Consider the following 1,569-nt stretch of genomic DNA (forward strand, 5'->3'; position numbering starts at 1 on the left):
TGTATTCGAGACAGGCTTGTTCGAGTACTCTTGCTGCTTTAGAAAATTTAATATATTTAGAGTTTGGATCTAAAAAGGCAAGTAGACCATAACAAATGCCTGAACCAACTGCCCAATAGCGTGGAATATCTCCTCCCCCAAAACCTGAGCTAGCCATTATTGAGCATGTCAATCCAAAAACACCAATAGAATAGTGTAATGTTCTAGCGATGAAAAACAATCTGTGATAATCTTCGAGACGCTTTTTAATTTCCTCTGGCACAACTTTTTCCATCTGACTTCCTAGGTTTTGCATGTCTTTTATCAACCTACTACTAAATTAAATATGGTTTAATTTAACGTTGCTAGATATCGATCGATACCTTGCTTGTACACAAGCTCTAAACTATGGTTATCTTCGATTGAATCTTTACCAATTGTGAAATAAATAGGTGTGCCTGTATGCTCGAAAGTTTTCATACCTCTAGCTTTGAGGTTGTTATAAGTTCTGACAATAAAATTTCCATCGTCTGCGTCTTCTTGTTTTCGAGTATCATTTGGTGAGAAAATATTAGCCGTTGCTCCTGGCAATGTTGGCACAATATCTTCGGTATTGGCAATACGCCAATGTTTGACACCACTCCCCTTTAAATAATTGGCTAATTGGCGATCGCAACATCTCGGACTAGCGAAAGTATAAGCTATAATATCAGAAGCATTAATTCCCAAATCAATTAAATCGGGAATCGCCAGCGTTGCTAATGCACCACCCAAGCTGTGACCCGCAACGAAAATACGATCGAAAGTTCCTTTTTTCTCCTGTAACGCTACTTGTATCTCTTGTCTGATGTCAACATAAATAGAATGAAATCCTTTTGTGGTTACACCCAATTCTTTATTTGAATTAATAGTTTTATACTGATTGTATTGAATCGCAGTATTGTTATACCATTCATAGGCTGTTCTCGTACCCCTGATGATAATAAAAACTTCTCTATCCTTTTTAGCAACAAAGCCAAAAATCTGCCTTTTTTTGTCATGTTTCAATTCTTGAACCAGATCGTAACCACTTAGAGGTTTCCATGTACCTACTCCTTGTTGTTCAAACTGAGCATACTCCCTTTCCGCTCACAGAGTATAGATCCCTCTGACTGTGACAGTTAAGGCTCGATCGCTACTATAAATTTTATCCGCTGAAAACCAGTCTTTGCAATCGATCGCGGTCAATAAATAGTCTTGCGGCGGGAAGGGAGTAAGCCGATCCAATCAGTGTTGCTAGCTCATGAGCTTTAGTTCCTTCAAATTTACTAAAATTCTGTTGGTCGAAAGACATTCCTTTAAAATCCTCTAAGTTTTCCATGATTATTCACTGTTAGACTCAAAGATAACCCTGCTCGATCGAATTGTCGGTATGAAAAAGTAACAAAAAGTGAGAACTTCTTTACTGAACATATTAAGTAGTGTCAAGCTCTGGCTGCACAGCTTACTAGTGATATCGATCCTTGGTGTGGAGCAGATCCCCGACTTTTCGGAAAAGTCGGGGATCTGGATTGGCTGGTGGATCGATCGAACTCTACGATCTGATATAGC

At 38.8% G+C, this 1,569-nt stretch carries 3 protein-coding genes; all 3 read right to left on the reverse strand.

The annotated features are described in order from the left end of the window. Nucleotides 1–274: hypothetical protein (locus RMO27_RS14380; protein ID WP_309733664.1), on the reverse strand; the 274-nt coding region annotated here is incomplete at its 3' end. A gap of 56 nt (nt 275–330) precedes the next feature. After that, nucleotides 331–1,026 carry a lipase family protein gene (locus RMO27_RS14385; protein ID WP_309733666.1) on the reverse strand — a complete coding sequence of 232 codons (696 nt, stop codon included), beginning with the start codon at nt 1,024–1,026 and terminating at the stop codon, nt 331–333. Between the two features lie 139 nt (nt 1,027–1,165). Further along, nucleotides 1,166–1,339, reverse strand: a complete 174-nt coding sequence (locus tag RMO27_RS14390; protein ID WP_309733668.1) for a hypothetical protein — start codon at nt 1,337–1,339, stop codon at nt 1,166–1,168. Nucleotides 1,340–1,569: the final 230 nt, after the last annotated feature.

Origin of the sequence: Chamaesiphon sp. OTE_75_metabat_556, assembly GCF_031378165.1 — a bacterium.
In the GTDB taxonomy this organism is placed as follows: domain Bacteria; phylum Cyanobacteriota; class Cyanobacteriia; order Cyanobacteriales; family Chamaesiphonaceae; genus Chamaesiphon.

Coding starts and splice junctions, on each gene's coding strand:
- RMO27_RS14390 (WP_309733668.1), bottom strand. CDS start 1,339: ATGGAAAACTTAGAGGATTTTAAAGGAATGTCTTTCGACCAACAGAAT.